The 19,745-nt window shown below is 65.6% G+C and carries 21 protein-coding genes; 9 read left to right on the forward strand and 12 right to left on the reverse strand.

Features of this window, described 5'->3' with window-relative positions:
* Positions 1 to 40: 40 nt before the first annotated feature.
* Positions 41 to 763: a PAS domain S-box protein gene (locus AC07NT_RS05155; RefSeq protein WP_498597506.1), complete on the reverse strand. Its 723-nt coding sequence runs from the start codon at positions 761 to 763 to the stop codon at positions 41 to 43.
* A gap of 259 nt (positions 764 to 1,022) precedes the next feature.
* Here AC07NT_RS05155 and AC07NT_RS05160 point away from each other — a divergent pair, with 259 nt between their 5' ends.
* The 6 genes from AC07NT_RS05160 to AC07NT_RS05185 all read left to right on the forward strand — a co-directional run bounded on the left by AC07NT_RS05160 (position 1,023) and on the right by AC07NT_RS05185 (position 6,896).
* Positions 1,023 to 1,541: a MarR family winged helix-turn-helix transcriptional regulator gene (locus tag AC07NT_RS05160; RefSeq protein ID WP_498597505.1), complete on the forward strand. Its 519-nt coding sequence runs from the start codon at positions 1,023 to 1,025 to the stop codon at positions 1,539 to 1,541.
* Entirely contained in the window at positions 1,531 to 2,988 is a 1,458-nt protein-coding gene (locus tag AC07NT_RS05165; RefSeq protein ID WP_498597504.1) for an efflux transporter outer membrane subunit, read from the forward strand. Before AC07NT_RS05160 ends, AC07NT_RS05165 begins: the two co-directional genes overlap by 11 nt.
* Positions 2,989 to 3,038: 50 nt before the next feature.
* Positions 3,039 to 4,250, forward strand: coding sequence for an HlyD family secretion protein (locus AC07NT_RS05170; RefSeq protein ID WP_498597503.1), 1,212 nt, complete (start codon positions 3,039 to 3,041; stop codon positions 4,248 to 4,250).
* A gap of 25 nt (positions 4,251 to 4,275) precedes the next feature.
* Positions 4,276 to 5,820, forward strand: coding sequence for a DHA2 family efflux MFS transporter permease subunit (locus AC07NT_RS05175; RefSeq protein ID WP_498598500.1), 1,545 nt, complete (start codon positions 4,276 to 4,278; stop codon positions 5,818 to 5,820).
* A 242-nt stretch (positions 5,821 to 6,062) separates the two neighbouring features.
* Positions 6,063 to 6,422, forward strand: coding sequence for a hypothetical protein (locus AC07NT_RS05180; protein WP_498597502.1), 360 nt, complete (start codon positions 6,063 to 6,065; stop codon positions 6,420 to 6,422).
* Positions 6,423 to 6,671: 249 nt separating this feature from the next.
* A complete protein-coding gene (locus AC07NT_RS05185; RefSeq protein WP_498597501.1) occupies positions 6,672 to 6,896 on the forward strand; it encodes a hypothetical protein in 225 nt (74 codons plus the stop codon).
* A 27-nt stretch (positions 6,897 to 6,923) separates the two neighbouring features.
* Here the strand turns inward: AC07NT_RS05185 and AC07NT_RS05190 are convergent, their stop codons facing one another.
* Positions 6,924 to 7,754: a hypothetical protein gene (locus AC07NT_RS05190; protein WP_498597500.1), complete on the reverse strand. Its 831-nt coding sequence runs from the start codon at positions 7,752 to 7,754 to the stop codon at positions 6,924 to 6,926.
* Between the two features lie 215 nt (positions 7,755 to 7,969).
* On the opposite strand from AC07NT_RS05190, the gene AC07NT_RS05195 reads away from it, so the two are divergent.
* Together AC07NT_RS05195 and AC07NT_RS05200 are read left to right on the forward strand one after the other, a co-directional pair.
* Positions 7,970 to 8,902 carry a histone deacetylase family protein gene (locus AC07NT_RS05195; RefSeq protein WP_498597499.1) on the forward strand — a complete coding sequence of 311 codons (933 nt, stop codon included), beginning with the start codon at positions 7,970 to 7,972 and terminating at the stop codon, positions 8,900 to 8,902.
* A gap of 57 nt (positions 8,903 to 8,959) precedes the next feature.
* Entirely contained in the window at positions 8,960 to 10,081 is a 1,122-nt protein-coding gene (locus AC07NT_RS05200; protein ID WP_498597498.1) for an SMP-30/gluconolactonase/LRE family protein, read from the forward strand.
* Between the two features lie 33 nt (positions 10,082 to 10,114).
* Here AC07NT_RS05200 and AC07NT_RS05205 read toward each other — a convergent pair whose 3' ends face one another.
* The 4 genes from AC07NT_RS05205 to AC07NT_RS05220 form a co-directional block, all read right to left on the reverse strand.
* The gene (locus tag AC07NT_RS05205; protein WP_498597497.1) at positions 10,115 to 10,585 is read right to left on the reverse strand and encodes a RidA family protein; all 471 of its coding nucleotides are present in this window, start codon (positions 10,583 to 10,585) and stop codon (positions 10,115 to 10,117) included.
* A gap of 13 nt (positions 10,586 to 10,598) precedes the next feature.
* Complete coding sequence (locus AC07NT_RS05210) at positions 10,599 to 11,303, reverse strand: glutathione S-transferase N-terminal domain-containing protein (RefSeq protein ID WP_498597496.1); 705 nt, start codon at positions 11,301 to 11,303, stop codon at positions 10,599 to 10,601.
* Positions 11,304 to 11,382: 79 nt separating this feature from the next.
* Positions 11,383 to 12,327 (reverse strand): cation diffusion facilitator family transporter, encoded by a 945-nt coding sequence (locus AC07NT_RS05215; protein ID WP_498597495.1) that lies wholly within the window; start codon positions 12,325 to 12,327, stop codon positions 11,383 to 11,385.
* A 49-nt stretch (positions 12,328 to 12,376) separates the two neighbouring features.
* Positions 12,377 to 12,814, reverse strand: a complete 438-nt coding sequence (locus tag AC07NT_RS05220) for a hypothetical protein (protein ID WP_498597494.1) — start codon at positions 12,812 to 12,814, stop codon at positions 12,377 to 12,379.
* A gap of 193 nt (positions 12,815 to 13,007) precedes the next feature.
* Between AC07NT_RS05220 and AC07NT_RS05225 the strand changes: the two genes are divergently transcribed.
* Positions 13,008 to 14,240 carry an MFS transporter gene (locus tag AC07NT_RS05225; protein ID WP_498597493.1) on the forward strand — a complete coding sequence of 411 codons (1,233 nt, stop codon included), beginning with the start codon at positions 13,008 to 13,010 and terminating at the stop codon, positions 14,238 to 14,240.
* Here AC07NT_RS05225 and AC07NT_RS05230 read toward each other — a convergent pair.
* Genes AC07NT_RS05230 through AC07NT_RS05255 form a run of 6 tightly spaced genes read right to left on the reverse strand, consistent with a single transcriptional unit; the run spans position 14,237 to position 19,744 of the window.
* A complete protein-coding gene (locus AC07NT_RS05230; protein ID WP_498597492.1) occupies positions 14,237 to 15,115 on the reverse strand; it encodes a sugar phosphate isomerase/epimerase family protein in 879 nt (292 codons plus the stop codon). The two genes, AC07NT_RS05225 and AC07NT_RS05230, sit on opposite strands and share 4 nt — an antisense overlap.
* 38 nt (positions 15,116 to 15,153) lie before the next feature.
* Positions 15,154 to 16,035 (reverse strand): NAD(P)-dependent oxidoreductase, encoded by an 882-nt coding sequence (locus tag AC07NT_RS05235; protein ID WP_498597491.1) that lies wholly within the window; start codon positions 16,033 to 16,035, stop codon positions 15,154 to 15,156.
* A 5-nt stretch (positions 16,036 to 16,040) separates the two neighbouring features.
* On the reverse strand, positions 16,041 to 16,742 hold the full coding sequence (locus tag AC07NT_RS05240) for an SDR family NAD(P)-dependent oxidoreductase (RefSeq protein ID WP_498597490.1): 702 nt from the start codon (positions 16,740 to 16,742) through the stop codon (positions 16,041 to 16,043).
* 11 nt (positions 16,743 to 16,753) lie between these two features.
* Complete coding sequence (locus AC07NT_RS05245) at positions 16,754 to 17,713, reverse strand: Bug family tripartite tricarboxylate transporter substrate binding protein (protein WP_498597489.1); 960 nt, start codon at positions 17,711 to 17,713, stop codon at positions 16,754 to 16,756.
* 24 nt (positions 17,714 to 17,737) lie between these two features.
* Entirely contained in the window at positions 17,738 to 18,703 is a 966-nt protein-coding gene (locus AC07NT_RS05250; RefSeq protein ID WP_498597488.1) for a Bug family tripartite tricarboxylate transporter substrate binding protein, read from the reverse strand.
* A 24-nt stretch (positions 18,704 to 18,727) separates the two neighbouring features.
* Positions 18,728 to 19,744, reverse strand: a complete 1,017-nt coding sequence (locus AC07NT_RS05255; protein WP_498597487.1) for an amidohydrolase family protein — start codon at positions 19,742 to 19,744, stop codon at positions 18,728 to 18,730.
* Position 19,745 lies beyond the last annotated feature (1 nt).

A 19,745-nucleotide genomic window follows, 5' to 3' on the forward strand; every position in this document is an offset into this window, starting at 1 on the left:
GATGAGCTTGCCGGATTCGATGAGCGCAAGGTCCAGGATCTCATTGATCAGCTCGAGCAGATACCAGCCTCGCCTTGAGGATCTGGTCGATGCTGCGTTGCTGGCCTGGCGTCGGCACGGGCGTGCTCGACGCCACCAACTGGGCAAAACCAAGGATCGCATTGAGTGGCGTACGCAGCTCATGGCTCATGCTGGAGAGGAAATCGGTCTTGGCCAGATTGGCGCTTTCTGCGGCGATGACGGCTTCCTTGAGCAGCAGTTGTGCACGTTTGCGCGCCGAATTGTCGCTGCCGATCAACAGGTAGCCGATCAGATCGCCATAGGTGTCACGCAAGGCGGTGATCGACACGATCGCCGGGAATGAACTGCCGTCCTTGCACAGGTAGGTCAGCTCGTAGATGTCCTCGATACCGCGTGAGGCCTTGAAGGACAGGGCCTCGAACCCGGCAGCGATGGGGGTGCCGAGTTCCTCGCTCAGTGCTTCGGCCCTGGCACGCACCTCTTGCGGATCGTGCATGTCGCTGGGGCTCACGCGGTTGACCACCTCCAGCGCCTGGTAGCCCAGCATGCGCTCGGCCCCTACGTTGAACAGCTGGATGATGCCCTTGTCGTCGGTGGCGATGATCGAGAAATTGGTGCTGTTGAAGATGGCGTTCTGGAGCGCCCCGGCGGTCAGCAAAGCGCTGGAGCCGCTCGCTGATCTGAAAGGGAGCTGCAAGTCTTCAACGGCCTGATTCAGCGCCTCAATTTGTTTCTCTGACATCGCGGATCTTTGTTATTTGCAGGCGGGTTCCGACTGGCGAAATTCAAAATACCGGGTTGAGCGCAAGCCGTATGTGCGGTAGCACACATAAGAAGAGGCCTTTCCGGCGGTCCGGGGGCGCTTCCTGTGCCGTCTGGGCTTCCTGTGCGCCATCACAAGGACCCGGCGCTTACCGTGGAAGAGGGTTGCCTGCAAAACCCTGCCATCACCGGGGTTATGTTGCCTGGGCAATAATTGCCTAGGCAACTAATATTTCACCATGAGTACACGTCCTTCCTCCCGAGCAGGCAAGCGCCCCCCGGCAGATTTCTACTCGGCCCAGGCCTATGACCCGGAGCAAAGCGTCGGTTACCTGATGCGCCGTGTCCTGGGCAACTTCGTGCAGGAGATCGAGGCCGAGCTGGAGCCCAGCGGCCTGACCCATGCGCAGTGGATGCCTCTGTACAAGCTGTCGCGCCTGGACGTTGTCACCGCCGCAGAGTTGTCACGTGGCATGGGGCTGGACGCTGGCGCCACCACGCGCCTGCTCGACCGCCTGGAAGACAAGGGGCTGCTCCAGCGCGAGCGGTCCGAAGAGGATCGCCGGGTGGTCAACCTCAGCCTCACACGCGACGGCAAACAGGCGGCCAAGGCGATTCCCGAAGCGCTGAGTCGTGTGCACAACGGCGCCCTGGCCGACTTCACGCCTGAAGAGTGGGAAACCCTCAAGGGTCTGCTGCGCCGCATGCTTTCCAACCTCCAGGCCATGAGTGCCAGCAGGACTCCCGATGAAAACTGAACACAACCTCACCCTCAAGCTGGCGAGCATCGCCGCCGCATGCTTCGCCCTGGCCGGCTGCGCCAACTACTCGGGCATCAGTTCGCAGTCCCAGTTACGTGATGCCGCGTCGGTCGGCCTCGAAGCCCCGGCCGCGCAGCCCGCGACCGCTGTCAACGCCAAGTGGTGGCAAGCTTATGGCGACAGTCAGCTGGATCACCTGATCGAGCAGGCCGAGCAGGACAGCCCCTCGCTGCGCCTGGCACAGGCACGCCTGCGTCGCGCGCTGTCCGCCACCCAGCTTGCCGAGTCGGCGCAAGGCCCCCAGGTCAACGCCAGCCTGGACGCCACGCGCCAGCTCTATACCAAGACCGGCCTGATCCCCGCGCCCATCGCCGGCACCATCCAGGACACGGCCACGCTGCAACTCGGTGCCAGCTGGGAGTTGGACTTCTTCGGCAAGAACCGCTCCGCGCTCGACGCCGCCCTGGGTTATGCCCGCGCCGCCGAGGTGGACGCTGCCGCCGCGCGTGTGCTGCTCGAAAGCTCGGTGGCCCGCAGCTACCTGCGCCTGGTGGCGCTGACCAGCCAACTGGAAGTCGCGCAACGCACCCTGCAGCAGCGCGAGGAAACGCTGTCGCTCGTGAAGCAGCGCATCGAAGCCGGTCTGGATTCCCAGCTCGAACTGCGCCAGGCCGAAGCCGCTTTGCCCGAAGCGCGCCGCCAGATCGAAGCCGTGCAGGAGCAGGCCACGATCACGCGCCACGCCCTGGCCGCGCTGATCGGCCAGCCCCAGGCTGAACCGGTACCGTCTGCGCCTACTCTGGCCGGCCTGCGCCCGCTCGCCACGCCCGCCGTCATCCCGGCCGACCTGCTGGGCCGCCGCCCCGACGTGCTGGCCGCGCGCTGGCGCGTGGAGGCCGCCACGGGTGATGTGGCCAGTGCCAAAGCCCAGTTCTATCCCAATATCAACCTCGTTGCCTACACCGGCTTCTCCAGCATCGGTTTCGACCGCCTGTTGCAGTCCGACAGCCAGCAGTGGGGCGTGGGCCCGGCTGTGCGCCTGCCGCTGTTCGACGGTGGTCGCCTGCGCGCCAACCTGCGCGGCAAGACGGCCGACCTGGACCAGGCCATCGAGAACTACAACAGCACTGTCATCGATGCCGTCCGCGACGTGCTGGACCCCATCAGTTCGCTCCAGGCCATCAACCGTCAGCAGGAACAGCAGCAGCAGGCCCAGCAGGCCGCCGAGAGCGCCTACGCGCTGGCACGCCAGCGCTATGAAGCGGGCCTGGGCAACTACCTGCAAGTGCTCACCGCCGAAACCAGCGTACTGGAACAGCGCCGCCTGGCCGTGGACCTGCAGGCTCGCCTGCTCGACACGCAGGTCGCGCTGATCCGCGCGCTTGGCGGCGGCTACCGCCCCGACACCGCCCTGGCCGCCGCGCCGGCCCCCCAGGCGCAATAAGCCCACACCCTTCATCGCATTCGCACCGTCATCTCCGCAGGAACCTCATCATGTCCACCGCACGCACCATGAACCCCCAACGCCGCAAGGCCCTCACCCTCGTCGCCGCGGCCGTTGTCATTGCCGGCCTGTCCTGGGGCAGCTACGAATGGCTGGTGGCCAGCCACTACGAGTCCACCGACAACGCCTATGTGCAGGGCAACGTCATCCAGATCACGCCGCAGGTCGGTGGCACCGTGCAGTCCGTCCTGGTTGAAGAAACCGATTTTGTAAAGGCCGGCCAGCCCCTGGTGCAGCTCGACCCTGCCGACGCGCGTGTGGCCTTGGAGCAGGCCGAGGCCAACCTTGCGCAGACCGTGCGCCAGGTGCGCACTCTGTACAGCAACAATGGCAGCCTCTCTGCCCAGGTGGAGTTGCGCGAGGCCGATGTGGCGCGCGCCCAAAGCGACCTGGAGCGTGCCCAGCAGGACCTGGCCCGGCGCCAAACCGTGGCCGCCAATGGCGCCGTGTCCAAGGAAGAGCTGAGCCACGCGCAGGCCCAGGTGGCGGGCGCGCGCAGCGCGCTGGCCGCAGTCAAGGCCGCTGCCGTGGCAGCCCGTGAGCAATTGGCCAGCAACCGCGCCATGACCGACGGCACCAGCGTGGACCAGCATCCCAGCGTGCGGGTGGCCGCAGCCAAGGTGCGCGAAGCCTGGCTGGCCGACAAGCGTGGCTCTTTGCTCGCACCCACCGACGGTTATGTGGCGCGTCGTACCGTGCAGCTGGGCCAGCGCGTGGCCGCGGGCGCGCCGCTGATGTCCATCGTGCCGCTCAAGCAGGTCTGGGTGGACGCCAACTTCAAGGAAGTGCAGTTGCACAACATCCGCATCGGCCAGCCCGTTGAACTCACTGCCGACGTCTATGGCAAGAAGGTGGTCTACCACGGTACCGTGGCCGGCCTCGGTGCCGGCACCGGTTCGGCGTTTGCGCTGCTGCCGGCGCAGAACGCCACCGGCAACTGGATCAAGGTGGTGCAGCGCGTGCCCGTGCGCGTCGCGCTGGATGCCGCCGAGGTCGCCGAACATCCCCTGCGTGTGGGCCTCTCCATGGTCGCCACGGTGGACGTCAGCTCCAAGGACGGCAAGGAACTGGCCGACGCGCCGCGCCTTGCAGCCGTGGCGCCGGCCCAGGCCTACAGCCAGCTCGACCGCGATGGTGATGCCGAAGTGCGCCGCGTGATCGCGGCCAATAGCGGCTCGGGCAAGAAGACCAGCACGCACTGAAGGGTAGCCCGTGTCCTCTCCCGCCATGCAAGCCCATGCCCCGCTGGAGGGCTCGGCCCGGACCTGGGGCACCATCGCCCTGTCCGCGGCCACCTTCATGAATGTGCTGGACACGTCCATCGCCAACGTGTCCCTGCCCGCCATCGCGGGCGACCTGGGCGTCAGCCCCAACCAGGGCACCTGGGTTATCACCAGCTTCGCCGTGGCCAACGCCATCGCCGTGCCGCTCACGGGCTGGCTCTCGCAGCGTTTCGGCCAGGTGCGTCTGTTCGTCGCCAGTGTGGTGCTGTTTGTCATCGCGTCCTGGCTGTGCGGTCTGGCGACCAATATGGAGACGCTGATCGCCTTCCGTGCCCTGCAGGGCTTCGTGGCTGGCCCCATGATCCCGCTGTCGCAGTCACTGCTGCTGGCCAGTTATCCGCGCGCGCTGGCCGGTGTGGCCATGGCCATGTGGGGCATGACCACCCTGGTGGCGCCGGTGATGGGACCATTGCTGGGTGGCTGGATCACCGACAACATCTCCTGGCCCTGGATCTTCTACATCAACATCCCGGTGGGCATGGCTGCAGCCACGGCCGCCTGGGCCCTGTACCACAAGCGTGAGAGCACCATCCGCAAGTTGCCCATCGACACCGTGGGCCTGTCCCTATTGGTGATCTGGATCGCAGCCCTGCAGATGATGCTGGACCTGGGCAAGGAGCATGACTGGTTCCATTCGCCTCTGATCGTTGCGCTGGCCGTGATCGCCGCCGTCGGTTTTGTCGTTTTCGTGATCTGGGAGCTGACCGATGAGCACCCGGTGGTGGAACTGCGCCTGTTCGCGCGGCGCAACTTCTGGGCCGGCACACTGAGCACCTCGGTCGCCTATGGCCTGTTCTTCGGCAACGTCGTGCTGCTGCCGCTGTGGCTGCAACAGTTCATGGGCTACACCGCTACCGACGCGGGCATGGTCATGGCGCCGGTGGGTCTGCTGGCCATCGTGCTGTCGCCTGTGGTGGGGCGTACCGTGGGCAAGGTCGATCCACGCAAATACGCTACCTTTGCCTTCCTGGTGTTCGGTCTGGTGCTGTGGATGCGCTCGCATTTCAGCACCCAGGCTGATCTGGCCACCATCCTGGTGCCCACCCTGATCCAGGGCGTGGCCATGGCCTTCTTTTTCATCCCGTTGATGACCATCACCCTGTCCGGCCTGTCACCCGAGCAGATGCCGGGCGCCTCGGGCCTGAGCAACTTCGTGCGCATCACGGCCGGCGCCATGGGTACTTCGGTGTCCACCACTCTGTGGGAGAGTCGCGCCGCGTTGCATCACGCCCAGCTGGCCGATGCGGTGAACCCGACCAACCCCGCGGTGCAGGCCACGTTGACTGGTCTGCAGGCCTCGGGTCTGACGGCTGACCAGGCCCTGGCCCAGATCAACCGGCTGATCGACCAGCAGGCCTTCACGTTGGCGGCCAACGACATCTTCTACGCCTCGGCCATGGTCTTCATTGCATTGATCGCCATGGTCTGGTTGACCCGGCCACCGGCGCCAGGCCGCGGTGGCGCGGATGCCGCTGCCGGCGCGCACTGAGGTGACATCCCCTTGTGCGCAAATACCTCGGGGTCATTTCGCTTCGATGAAGTCGGCGTGATGGGCTGACAACCTGGAATTGGGAAGAGAAAGCCACCTCCTGCATGCGCAGAAGGCGGTTTATTTCCACTTAAGTCCGGTTTAGGCCTTGTAATCCTGCCGGGCACACACACAAGAGGGACTGGCCGCTGTACATTGGGCTCAAACGGTCCGCGCAACGCGGGCCGATACGAGAGTTGCCCATGGACCCCCATTTTTCTGATGCCACCGCGTCGAGCGTCAGAATCGCCGGTGCTGCCGCGCTGCGGCTCGAACTGCTGCAGGAGGCCGAGGAAGACCGCCTGGCCCTCAGGGACAGACCGCGGATCTGGCCTCTGATCGCGGGCATCCTGGCGCTGCTGACCCTGTTGCTGGTGTTTTACTATGTCGTCAACGGGTCCATGCAACAAAGCGGCTTGCGGCAGAAGGCAGAGGCCCAGCATGCCGAGGCCCTCTGGCGCTGCAACAGCCTGCAGGGGCGTGAATTGAGCGGCAGTTGCCAGCTGCGCGTCAACGCCGAGGCGCGCAGGGTGGCCCTCTTGCGCTTCCCCGATACACCTTGAGACGGCGGGCCCCGGCCTTGTCCGATGACTGAAGCGGCGACAGGACGCCCGCCTCTTGCGGGAGCGGGGACGTGCCTAGTCCCTGCTGCCAGTGGTCGTTTCATCCTGTGTCGGTACCGTTACAGGCGATAGCTATTGTTTCTGGGTCCTCGCTATCCATTGAGAGATGACAAGTTTTGTAAATAAGCTTGTCAAATGCCTGTGAGACGCTACCTTGTACAGGTGTGAACTGAGCAAGGAGAGGCAAACATGAACATCCCGGCCTACAAGATCGAAAGCACGGCCCCCATCGTGGCATCACTGCCTGGCGCAAAGGTTCGCAATGGCTCCCGGCTGGCGAATCGCGAGCTGGCCGTGTCCCTGGCCGCCAAGAGCATCACCGACCCGCCGGGGGGTGTTGTCCGTGTGGTCCATGTGCCTACTGGCGAGGTACTCTTCAGCAAGGTCAGCGGATGGGGTGACCTGGACGGTTGAATGAGCCGGCCTGCTGCGCCGGATCCGTCAGACGGGCTGCGGTGTGCCCGTGTGGTGTTTCAGGACTGGCGCATGCACCATCGCGATACTGAACCACACCGCCACGCTGAAGTACAGCGTCATCCAGGCTACCTCGCTTCTCCAGACCTGCCATTGGTGCGAAACGATCCAGCGTTCTGACGCATCAGCAAACCCCTGGCTCAGGCTCAGGTAGGCGCGCCCACTGGCCTCGTCCAGCACCCAGCGCTCCCAGTACATGGGTACATCAACCAGGAACATGAACAGCACGTAGCCCACGCCGATGAGGCAGACCGCACGCAAGAAGGGGCGCACCGACGGGGAGAGCCTGTCCCGGTTGAGAACCATGTTGGCAACCAGCAGGGCTGCGGTGAGGCCCCAGAGCGACTCTTCGATCACGTGGCCGAAGTTGGAAGTGCTCAGCACCGAATACCAGGAAAAGGTCTCGGCGATCGCGATCAGAGGAACGACGGCCATGGCAACCGCCTTTGCGGCCCGGCTGCCCGTGAGCTGTGCGAGTTCCCTTTGCAGAAGAGCCCACTGCGCCACAAAACACAGCTCGGCGATCGTGGCCACGGAGCGGCCCACGATGACGCTGGAGAACCAGCTGTCCACCAGGCAGATGCGCTGCACATCAAAGACTGGCAGGGCCGAGCGGTAGGCACACCCCAGCACGTAACCAGCGGAGAAGATCAGTTGCAGCCTGCGCGAGGCATACACCGGCCCCGGCAACGCACCCTGGCGCTGGCGCAACGCCCGCGCCGCCCAGGACCAGGCCAGCAGATTGACGCAGCTGACGCCGACGAGCAGCGTCCACCATAGATAGACCTCTTGTGACATGCCGGACCTCCATGCCGTCCACGGAACAGGGTTTCAATATAAACCGTATATACCGTTTTTCAATGGGGGGAACACGGATCAGGCCCTGGGTTGACCGTGCGCTGGTCGCCAGAACTGTCGCAGACCCGCAGGCGGTGGTTTTCGTGTCGTGCTAGATTCACCCGGAATGGACCTGAGTTCGCCCGCTCAGACTACTTGAGGAAGACCCTAACACCATGAACACCTTGATCTACACCCACGAAGCTTGTTTCAACCACAAGCCCGGCCCGCACCATCCTGAATCCCCCGAGCGTCTGGAGGCCGTGCTGGCCGCCCTGAAGACGCCGGAGTTTGCCAAGGTTGTCTGGCGCGACGCGCCCCTGGGCACGTTTGATCAGGTGCTGCATATCCACACGCCCGACTATGTGGAAGCCGTCAAGGAGATGTCGCCCGAGCAGGGCTATCGCGCTTTGGACGCAGGTGACACCATCATGTCTTCGGGCACGCTGGAGGCGGTGATGCGCTGTGTGGGCGCGGCCTGCGCGGGGGTGGACGATGTAGTGAAGAAGGAAGCCAGGAACGTCTTCTGCGCCACGCGCCCCTGCGGCCACCACGCTGAGGCGGATCACGCCATGGGCTTTTGTGTGTTCAACCAGGCCGCCATTGCAGCCGTGCACGCACGCGAGCAGCATGGTCTGAAGCGCGTGGCGGTGGTGGACTTCGATGTACACCACGGCAACGGCACGCAGAACTCCTTCTACGACGATCCGGACCTGTTCTACGGCTCCTGCCACCAGGGGCAGTTCTATCCGGGCACGGGTGCGCCCAATGAGACGGGTGTGGCCCACAACATCGTCAACGTGCCCTTTCCCCGCGGCACGGGTTCGGCCGCCTTCCGCAAGGCCATGACGGATGTGCTGTTGCCCGCGCTGCGCGACTTCTCACCCGAACTGCTCATCATCTCGGCCGGCTTCGATGCCCACCACCTGGACCCGCTGGGCGGCCTGAAATTCACCGACGAGGATTACCACTGGATCACACGTGAGCTCATGAAAGTGGCCGACGAAACGGCCCAGGGCCGTGTGGTGTCCGTGCTCGAGGGCGGCTACAGCCTGGAAGGCCTGGCCAGCGGCACGGCCGCACATGTGCAGGCGCTGATGGGCCGTTAAGCTGGCGGTGGCGGGGCGGTCTGGCGCCGCAAAAAATCAATACAAGAGGAGGAGCCCATGCGTACCAAACTCAAAAAGATCGGCCTGATCGTGGCCCTGCTGCTGGGGGCCCTGGTGCTCTACCTCGCAGCATGGCCGGTACCCATCCGGCCTGTGGCCTGGTTGCCGGCGGCCGAGCCGGGCTACGCGGGGCCGCACGCGGCCAATACCCGCTTGGCCAATTTGCAGATGATCGACCTCAAGGGCGAGGTTGGGCCCGAGCATGTGGTCATCGGTAAAGACGGCAAACTCTACACCACGGTGCTGAGCGGCAACATCCTGCGCATGGCCCCGGATGGCAGTGATCAACAGGTCTTCGCCAACACCGGTGGGCGTGTGCTGGGTTTTGATTTCGACGCCGCAGGCAACCTGATCGCGGCCGATGCGATGAAGGGTCTGCTGTCCATCGCGCCCGATGGCAAGGTCACGCTGCTCACGGACAAGGCAGGCGATACGCCCATCCTCTATGCCAACTCCGTCGTGGTGGCCAAGAGCGGCAAGATCTATCTCAGCGATGCTTCAGGGCGTTTCGCCCCGAAGGACTGGGGCGGCACCTTCGAGGCCAGCGTGCTCGACATCCTGGAGCAGGCGAGCACGGGCCGTGTGCTGGAGTACGACCCCGCCAGCAAAGTCACCCGGGTCGTGGCCCGGGGCCTGAGCTTTGCCAATGGCGTGGCGCTCAGCGCAGACGAGCGCACCCTGTTCGTGAACGAAACCGGCCAATACCGCATCTGGAAGGTATCGGTGGCGGCGAGCAATGTGGACCTGGCTGCGCTGGTGAAGACCGGCAACGCAGAGGCCAGTGTGCTGTTCGACAACCTGCCCGGTTATCCCGACAACCTGATGCGTGGGCGGGAGGGCCGGATCTGGGTGGGTCTGGTCAAGCCGCGCAATCCCAAGGTGGACCAGCTCGCGCAAAAGCCCTGGCTGCGCAGCCTGACGCTGCGCCTGCCGCGTGCGCTCTGGCCCATCCCCAAGGCCTACGGCCATGTGTTTGCCTTCAACGAGGCGGGGCAGGTGATGATGGATTTGCAGGACCCCAGCGGGGCCTATCCCGAGATCACGGCCATCACCGAAACCGAAACCCGCCTGTACGTGCAAAGTCTGCATGCGCACGGCTTGGGCTGGTTGGCACGGTGATCTGAAATTGCGTGGGCCTGCGGTGTCTTCCTGTTAATTCACGGCGGCGATCAGGTCCAGCTCCACAGCCGCGTTTTTGGGCAACTGCGCCACGCCCACCGAAGTCCGGGTGTGGACCCCGGCTTCGCCCAGCACGCGGAACAGCACATCAGAGGCACCGTCGGCCACCTCACTGAGTTGTGTGAACCCAGCAGCCGCCTGCACGAAGACCGTCACGCGCAGCACGCGGCTGATGGCGTCGAGCGAGCCCGGGGACTGACGCAGCAGGGCCAGGGCACGCATCACACAGACCTTGGCGGCCAGCTGGGCGCGTTCCAGCGTCACCTCGGCGCCCACGCGGCCTGTCACCACGATGTCGCTGCCCACGCGCGGCACCTGGCCGCTCACATAGGCCTGGCCGCCGTGCAGGACCACCGGGGTGTAGTTGCCGCCAATCTTGATTTCGCCGTTGAAGTCATAGCCCAACTCGCGGGCCACGGCCTGGAATTCGTTTTCGCGTGACATGCGCCGTTCCGTCTCAGTCGCGTTTGGGGATGTTCAAACCACGGATCACCGCGGGCCGCGCCACGAAGGTCGCCAGCACGCGCGTGACTTCGGGGTAGTCCTTGATGGCCACCAGGTCTGCCGCCTCGTAAAAGCCGACCAGATTGCGCACCCAGGGGAAGGTGGCGATGTCGGCGATGGAGTAGTCCTGACCCATGATCCAGTCACGGCCCTTGAGGTGCTGGTTGAGCACGCCCAGCAGGCGGCGCGTTTCGGCTACGTAGCGGTCGCGCGGACGCTTGTCTTCGTATTCGCGGCCGGCGAATTTGTGGAAGAAGCCGAGCTGGCCGAACATGGGGCCGATGCCGCCCATCTGGAACATCAGCCACTGCAGGACCTCGTACTTGCCCGCGTCGTCCCTGGGCATGAGCTGGCCGGTTTTGGCGGCAAGGTAGACCAGGATGGCGCCAGACTCGAACAGAGCCAGTGGTTTGCCGCCGGGACCGTTCGGGTCGATGATGGCCGGGATCTTGTTGTTGGGGTTCAGGCTCATGAACTCTGGCGAGAGCTGATCGTTGGTACCGAAGTTCACCAGATGCGGCTCGTAGGGCAGGCCGGTTTCTTCCAGCGCGATGGAGACTTTCACGCCATTGGGCGTGGGCAGGGAATACAGCTGCAGCCGCTCCGGGTGCTGGGCGGGCCATTTGCGGGTGATGGGGAAGTCGGCAAGGGTGTTCATGGGTCAGGCGGGAGGAAGGTAAAGAAAACGGAGCGCGTCCACTGTAGCCCAGCAGACGAATTCCTGCTGGCTAGGCGGTTCAGACGGGCAAGGCGCTGCACGAGGTGGAGAGCGCCTCGGTGGCGGTCTGCAGCGTCACGTGCTGGATGCCAAACTGTTCGCGCAGACCCTGGGCCGTCTCGCGCAGGAAGGCGTCGCCCGGGTGGCCCCGGGGCGTGAGCAGATGGGCCGTGAGGGCGATCTGCGTGGTGCTCATGGCCCAGACGTGCAGGTCGTCCACTCGGGCCACACCGGGGCGCTCGCTCAGCCAGGCCTGCACGGCGGGCAGATCGATCTGCTCGGGCACACCGTCGAAGAGCAGGCGCAGGGACTGGCGCAGCAGGCCCCAGGTGCCCGCCACGATGACGGCGGCGATGAGCAGGCTCATGACCGGGTCCAGCCAGACCCAGCCTTGCCAGAGGTACAGCGCCCCGGCGATCACCACGCCCAGTGAAACCAGGGCGTCGGCCGCCATGTGCAGGAAGGCGCCGCGCACGTTCAGGTCGTGTTCGCTGCCGCGCATGAAGAGCAGGGCGGTGGCGGTGTTGACCACGATGCCGATGGCCGCCACGGTGATGATGGTCCATCCCTGCGTGGGCTCGGGCGAGCCCAGGCGTTGCAGGGCCTCCCAGCCCAGCGAACCCATGGCCACCAGCAGCAGCACGGCATTGGCGAAAGCGGCGAGGATGGAGGCGCGGCGCCAGCCGTAGGTGTAGCGTGCATCCGCCTGCCGGCGCGCGGCCAGGGCGGCCACCCAGGCCAGCAGCAGGCCGGCGACGTCGCTCAGGTTGTGGCCGGCGTCAGCCAGCAGGGCCAGGGAGTTGACCTGCCAGCCGTACCAGGCCTCGACGGCGACGAAACCGGTGTTGAGCGCGATGCCGATCAGGAAGGCGCGGTTGAAGTCGGCGGGGGTGGGATGGTGATGGCCGGCATGGCCATGCGGGTGATCGTGCCCATCGTGGGCGTGCGGGTGGTCGTGCGCCATGCCCGCCAGTATGCACGCGCCGGGGAGGCCGGGACGCGCCCAGGGTGTTTCAGTACTGCGAGGCCAGGGCCTGGTGTGTGCTCAGCAGCGAGGAGTTCGGATCGATGGCCCGCATCAGCAGCGACGGCAGCTTGGGCCACTGGACGGGGCGCTGCAAGTGCGTGGCGCCGGCGAGGACGTCCTGGCCGTCCACCTGGACCACGGTCTTGCCCGCAAGCATGCTGGCTTTGGCGGCCCAGGCCATGATTTTCTTGTCGGCGCCATCGATCAGGATGACGTCGGCCGTGTCGGCGGCTTCGGAGCGGGCCAGTTCCAGTCGCAGCGGGCGGCGCTGTGACAGGGCCACGATGCCCTGGATCAGCTCCCGCTCGGCGGGCGAAAAGCCGTAGATGAGCACTTTCAGGGTGCTTTGCAGCGGGGCGGGGCGCGAGATCGGGGCCGCTGCGCGCTCAGGTTCTGAATCTGGGCCTATGGGCAGGATGATCATGATGGGCTCCGCTGACGTACTTCACGCGGCAAGGATGTGCGGCGTGAGTGAATTGTTCTTCCGGACCGCCGTTCTGGCGAGGGACAATTTCACAAATCGTTACGATTCGCAGGATGCCCGGGTAGGTATCCTCGTTTTGTGTGCACTAGTTCACACCCGGCGTACCGGCAAACGGCTGCATTACCATGGCGTCATGAGCACTGCGAGCCTCTCCTCCGCCCCCGTCCCCCTGCGCCAGGACGCCAGCCTGATCGGCCTGATCGGGCTGGCCCATCTCATGAGCCACTTCAGCCAGCTGCTGCTGCCGCCGCTGTTTCCCTGGCTGAAAGAGGCTTTCAACGCGAGTTATGCCGAGCTGGGTTTCGTCATGACGATCTTTTTTGTCGTCTCCTGTACGGTGCAGGCGCTGTCGGGTTTCTGGGTGGACCGCTACGGCCCGCGCCCGGTGCTCTACACGGGGCTGGCCCTGCTGGCGCTGGCGGCCTTCGGTTTTGCACTGAGCACCAGCTACCTGATGCTGATCGGGTTCGCCGTGGTGGCTGGCGCGGGCAATGGCGTCTTCCATCCGGTGGACTACACCCTGATCAATCGCAAGGTCAGCGCGCCGCGCCTGGGTCATGCCTACAGCGTGCATGGCATCAGCGGCAACCTGGGCTGGGCCGTGGCGCCGGCCCTGCTGGTGCCCCTGGCCCTGCTCTATTCCTGGCGCGTGTCCCTGGCCACGGCCGGGACCCTGGTGCTGGCTGTCCTGTTGCTGTGCTGGGTGCAGGGCCGCCGCCTGGCCTTGGCGCCCAGTGCGCCGGCACGCGCCGCGGCGGACGAGGCCGGCGCGGGCAAGCTGGACTTCCTGCGCATCCCCGCAGTGTGGATGTGCTTCGCCTTCTTTTTCATCTTCGCCGTGGCGCTCAGCGTGGTGCAGGCTTTCGCACCCGAGGCCGCGCGCCAGCTGCACGGTGTCCCGCTGTCCCTGGTGGCAGTTTGCCTCACGGCCTATATGGTGGCCAGCGCCAGCGGCATGCTGGTGGGCGGTTTCCTGGCCACGGACCCGGCGCGCAGCGAGCGGGTGGTGGGTGGCGGTTTTGCCGTGGCTGCGGCAGTTTCCCTGGTGCTGGGCCTGGGCAGCCTGCCGGCTTTGGTGGTGCCCGTGCTCTTTGCCCTCATGGGTTTTGCATCGGGTTTTGCCGGGCCTGCGCGTGACCTGTTGATCAAGCGCTCCACGCCGGAGAACGCCAGCGGGCGTGTCTACGGCGTGGTGTATTCGGGCCTGGACATCGGCCAGGCGATCTCGCCCCTGATCTTCGGGGTGCTGATGGACCACCAGGCCTGGCGCACCCTGTTCGTGGGACTGGCTGCCGTCCAGCTCGTGCTGGTGGTTACGGCCTTCCGTGTGCGGCGCACGCGCCGCACGGTGGCGATCGCGGCCTAGACCACGCTGCGGTGGCGGGCGATGCAGGTGTCGAGCACCTCGTCACCGCTACGCTTCCACCAGTCGAGCTCGGAGAAGATCTCGACCTCGCTGTAGCCCGCGTAGCCGGCCTGCTCGACCCAGCCGCGCAGCTTGCGCAGCTCGATCACGCCGTCACCCATCATGCCCCGGTCGCTGAGCAGGTCGCGCGTCGGGGTGAGCCAGTCGCAGACATGGTAGGCCAGCAGGCGCGCGCGGCCGGCACGTGCAATCTGCTGTTCGAGCTTCGGGTCCCACCAGCAGTGGTAGACGTCGAGCGCCACCCCCAGCACGCCGCTGGCCTGCGGGTCGAGTTCGTCGCAGAGGTCCAACGCCTGTTCCAGCGTGTTGACGCAAGCACGGTCGGCCGCCTGCATGGGGTGCAGTGGCTCGATGGCCAGCGGCATGCCGACCTCGCGCGCGTACTCGAGCGAGGCAGCGATGCCGTCACGCACCTCGGCGCGCGCGCGCCCCAGGTCCTTGTAGGCTGCCTTGCCTGCCAGCGCACCTGGCAGGGCACCGACCACGAGCACCAGGCAGGGTGCGTTGAGTGTCTTGGCCTCGTCAATGGCACGGCGGTTGTCGTCGAGCGCGGCGCGCAGACCGGCCGCATCAGGCGCCGGGAAAAAGCCGCCGCGGCAGTAACCCGACAGTGCCATGCCGTGGGCTTTGAGCTGGCTCGCTACCTTGTCCAGGCCGACGGCCGCGACCTGGTCACGCCAGGGGCTGATGGCCCGGATGCCGCGCTCGGCGCACTGGTCGATGATGCGCGACAGCGGCACCTCGGCGCCCAGCTGCTTGCGCACGGTAGCGGTGTTGATGGAGAGCCAGCGGTGGTCGGCGGAAAAGTCGCGCATGGAAGTCTGAATTCAGAATGAGGTTAGGTGGGCTGCGCTCAGGTCTTCTGGCGACGCAGTTCACGGATGATGGCGGCGTTGTCGAGCTCACCATCGCCGGCGGCGATGGCCGCGCGCATCAATGCCGCGTGGGTTTCGGACAGTGGCAGCTTTTGCCCGTGGGCAGCAGCGCTGGTCAGCATCAGGTCCACGTCTTTCAGGTGCTGGCGGATGCGGGACTGGGGCGTGAAGTCCCCTTCCACCATCATCTGCCCCTTGGCCTGTGCTGCACCCGAGGTGGCCGGGCTGGCGAGCACCAGGGAGAGGAATTTTTCGGGGGAAATGCCCAGTTGTTCGGCAAACACCATGCCTTCGGCCAGCACGGCCCGGTTCAGGCCCAGCACCAGATTGGTGGCCAGCTTGGCCCGCGCGCCCATGCCGGCGCCGCCAACGTGGATGCGTTGTTCGGAAATGGCGGTCAACACAGGCGCGCACCGCTCGATCGCCCGGGCTTCGCCGCCCAGCAGCAGTGTGGCCGCACCCGCCGCGATCTGCTGGCTGGAGCCGGACAGCGGTGCCTCGACGAAATCCACTCCCCGTGCCTGGAGGCGCGCGGCCAGGGCTTCGAGCGCCTCGGGTGTGCCAGTGGAGCAATCGACAATGCACCGCACGCCAGGGATGGAGAGCAGGCCGCCCGGGCCTTCGATCACGCCCAGCACGTCGTCGGTGTTGAAGACGGCCAGCACGACGCATGAGGCCACGGCTGCAACGTCGGCCAAGGTGGCGGCGGCCCGACCGCCGCTGTCGGCCAGGGCGGCGCGCGCTTCGGCGCGCAGGTCGAAGCCTGTGACGTGGAAGCCAGCTGCGAGGAGCCGCTGCGCCAGCGCGCTGCCGACCAGGCCGAGGCCGACGATGCCGATAGAGTTGTCAGCTGCTGCCATGGCACTCACATCGCCAGTGATGCGCCGCCGCAGACCTGGATCTCCTGGCCCGTGATGGCGGCGGCGTCAGTCGATAGCAGGAAGCAGGCGAGGGCGGCAATCTCGGTCGGGCGGATCAGCCGGCCCAGAGGCGGAAGCTTGGGTGCCGTGCTGGCGCGTGCCGGGTCGGCCAGCATGGCGGTTTCGGTCGCGGCCGGGGCGATGACGTTGACAGTGACGCCGCGGGCGGCGGTCTCGGCCGCCCAGCTGCGGGCCAGGGCCACCAGCGCCGCCTTGGTCGCGGCGTACTGGCTGCGCCCGGGCATGCCACCCGAGACGCGGCTGCCGATCAACACCACACGACCTGCGCCGGCCTTCGCCATCGCCGGAACGACCTGGTTGGCCAGGCGCGTGGCGGCGTCTACATGGAGCTTCCACATCAGCGTTGAATCTTCTTCTGTGAGTGTGCCAAGCCGACCCACGCGCAGCACGCCCGCGGCGTGGACCAGCGCCTGCACCTCGCCTACCGTGCGCACAGCTTGCGTCGTGGCGGCTGCGTCACACAGGTCGACCTGAAGCGAGGAAAACGCGGGATGTACCAGCTGAGGCGGCGCTAGGTCCAGGCCGGTCACCTGCCAATCCTGATCGAGCAGGGCCTGGGCAATGGCCAGGCCGATGCCCGAGCTGCTGCCCGTGACCAGTGCGTGCTTTTTTTCCTGAACGGCCATGGCTGGGGAGCTTATTCGAGGCGGATGTTGCCGTCGGTGATGATCTTCTGTGCGCGGGCCATGTCGGCATTCTGGAACTTGGCGAAATCCTCCGACGTGCCGGGCGTGAGCACCAGGCCCTGCTGCAGGAGCTTGTCGCGCATGTCCGAGGCGAGCGCCTTGTTGGTTTCGGCGTTGAGTTTTTGCGTGATGTCAGCCGGCAGCTTGGCCGGACCCCAGAGGCCGTACCAGCTGTAGAACTCGTAGCCAGGAATGGTCTCGGAGACGGTGGGCACGTCCGGCAGGTTGGGCGTGCGCTTGTCGCCCGTGGTGGCCACCACGCGCAGCAGGCCGGTCTTGTGGTACTGGAGCGAGCCGAGGATGGGGTCGATGAAACCGTCGATCTGCCCGCCGATCAGGTCCTGGAAAGCCGGTGCCGTGCCCTTGTAGGGCACCACGGTGTATTCGATGCCGCCGGCGCGCTTGAGCAACTCGGTAGACAGGTGGCCGGCCGAGCCGATGGAGCCCACCGCAAAGGTCATCTTGCCCGGGTTGGCCTTGCCGTAGGCGATCAGGGATTTGATGTCGGTGATCGGCAGGTTCTTGTTGATGGCGACCGACAGCGGGGCCTTGGCGACAAGTGCGATCGGCGTGAAGTCCTTGAGCACGCCGTAGGGCACGGACTTCATGGTCATCGGCGCCGTGGTGAACGTGGAGGCGTTGAATAGCAGGGTATAGCCGTCAGCCGGGGCCTGGGCTACGGCGGAACCACCGATGGTGCCGTTGCCGCCAGCTCGGTTCTCGACCACAAAGGGCTGACCCAGCTGATCAGCGAGTTTTTGCGCCAGCTGTCGGCCCACGGCGTCCAGCGTGCCGCCGGGGGGGAAGGGGATGATGACCTTGACCGGGCGCGTCGGGTAGCCTTGTGCGCATGCGGCCCAGGCGCTCAGGCCCAGCGAGAGTGAGAGCAAGAGTTTGGTGATGTTCTTCATGGTGCGTCTCCTGAGGTTGTTCTGTCAATCGATCTGGATATTGGCGTCACGAACAATCCGGGCATAGACCGCGATCTCTTTCGTGATGTAGTTGGAAAATTCGGCCGGGCCCGCGCCCGAGGTGATGAAGGCCTGCGGCCCGAGCCGCTCCGCCACCAGGGGCGAGCGCATGGCTTTGGCTGTCTCCTGCGCAAGGCGTTTCGTGATGGCATCGGGCAGCTTGCCCGGGCCCCAGAGCCCATACCAGGACACCAGCTCGAAGCCGGGGAAGCCGGATTCTGCAACTGTGGGCACATTGGGCAGGCTGGGAATGCGGGTCTTGGTCGTGACGGCGAGCGCCTTGAGCTTGCCGCTGCTGATGTGAGCGGACGAGGAGGGGATGGCATCGATGATGGCGCTTATCTGGCCGCCGAGCACGTCGTTGAGGGCGGCCCCTGTGCCGCGGTAGGCAATGATGGGGATTTCCAGCTTGGCGCCGTGCTTGATGGCCTCTTGTGCCACGTGCATGGGCGAGCCGATGGCAGAGGTCCCAAAGCTGATCTCTTTCGGCTTGGCGCGCGCCAGGTCCACGAACTGCTTGAGGTTGTCCGCAGGCACGCCGGGGTGCGCTGCCACCACCATGGGCACGGAGCCGAGCAAGGAGATCGGGGTGAAGTCCCTGATCACGTCGTACGGCACCTTCTTGACCATCAGCGGGTTGGCGATCAGGGTGGGCGATTGCACCAGCAGGGTGTAGCCATCGGCAGGCGCCTTGGCGACCGCATCACTGCCGATCGCGCCACTGGCACCCGCGCGGTTCTCGACGACGAAGGGCTGCCCCATCTGTTCGCTCAGGCGCTGCGCGAGCACCCGTGCGACGAGGTCGACCGTTCCTCCCGGTACGTAGGGGACGATGATGCGCACCGGCCGGTCCGGGTAGTTTTGCGCCTGTGTCGCCATGCTCGACATGGCAAGCAGGGCGATGGTCAGTACTCGAATCCAGGGGTTCATCTAGTCTCCTCGTGTTTGTTCTGGTCAGCAGCAGGGCATCTTCAAAAGCTTCAAGGCGTTGCGGAAGTAGATGCCTTCGCGGTCTTCCTCGGGAAGATCGAGCGAGTCGATGGCTTCCGGGATCGTGCGGATGAACATGGGGCCGCCCTCGGGGTCGAAGGGGCAGTCCGACGCGAACACCACCTGCTTGGCGCCAAAGAAGTCCAGGCCACAACGCAGGCCCGAGCGCCCGCCGGCCAGGGCCGTGTCGGCGTAGAACATGCGGAAGTAGTCGATGGGGCGCTTGGGCATGCTCTTGAGCAGGCCTTCATAGTCCTCGTCCGAGGTGCGGCTGCCGAACTGGTCCAGGCCGGGGCCGACGCGCCCATCGAAGAAGGGGATCATGGCGCCCATGTGGTGGGTGATCACGCGCAGGTTCGGCAGCTTGTCGAAGAAGCCCGAGAACACCATGCGGGTCATGGCGGCGCTGGTTTCATAGGGCCAGCCGAAGGTCCACCAGATCTCGAATTTCGACTTCTTCTCCGAGGCGTAGTCCGCCATGTTGGCGCCGCGTGCCGGGTGCATCCAGACCGGCACGTCGTAGGTCTTGGCCGCTGCTTCGAAGATCGGCCAGAAATCGGGCTCGTCCAGCGGGCGGCCGTTGACGTTGGTGAACACCTGGATGCCACGCGCGCCCAGGGTATTGATGGCGTAGTCCATCTCCTCGAGACAGGCTGCGGGGTTGTTCATGGGCAGCGAGGCCACGAAAGCCGGGAACTTGTCGGGATGCTGGTCGCGGATGGCCGCCATCTCCTCGTTCGCCAGGCGCGCCAGCGCAGGTGACTCGTCAGGTCCCGCGATCATTTCGATGGGCGGGTTGGAGAGCGTGAGGATCTGCTGGTAGTCCGGGAAGGACGCCATCATCTTGAGCCGGGCTTCCAGGTCGTAGAGGACCGGGATGGTCAGCCAGCGCTTGATCGCTCCCTTGTCCTTGGCCAGCTCCGCCATGCGCTCGAAGTACTTGCGCGGCAGGATGTGGGCGTAGCTGTCGATCTTGCGCATC

This window comes from Hylemonella sp. GW821-FHT10B10 (genome assembly GCF_059415585.1).